The following is a 306-nucleotide window of genomic DNA, read 5'->3' as shown; positions in this document are numbered from 1 at the left end:
GGCGAGCGATCTGTATCAACGTCTGCAACAGCAGGCGCGTCTGGCCGGCGTCAGCGTCGCCAGCCTGATCCACCTCGCCTGGGCGCAAGTATTGGCGGCGACATCCGGCCAGCACAGCGTGGTGTTCGGCACGGTGTTGATGGGGCGCATGCAGGGCGGCGCGGGTGCCGACCGGGCGCTGGGGGTGTTCATCAACACCTTGCCGCTGCGCGTCGATGTCGGCGAAGGCGCGCGCGCGGCGGTGAAGTCCACCCATGCCCGCCTGACCGCGTTGCTTGCCCATGAGCACGCTTCTTTGGCGCTGGC

At 69.0% G+C, this 306-nt stretch carries 1 protein-coding gene; it reads left to right on the top strand.

Going from position 1 to position 306, the window contains the following annotated elements:
* The coding region (locus BK660_RS31830; protein ID WP_148057541.1) for a condensation domain-containing protein at positions 1-306 on the top strand (306 nt) is incomplete at both ends.

Origin of the sequence: Pseudomonas brassicacearum (assembly GCF_003732265.1) — a bacterium.
Lineage (GTDB): Bacteria > Pseudomonadota > Gammaproteobacteria > Pseudomonadales > Pseudomonadaceae > Aquipseudomonas > Aquipseudomonas brassicacearum_D.
This window is presented reverse-complemented; position numbering and strand designations above follow the sequence as displayed.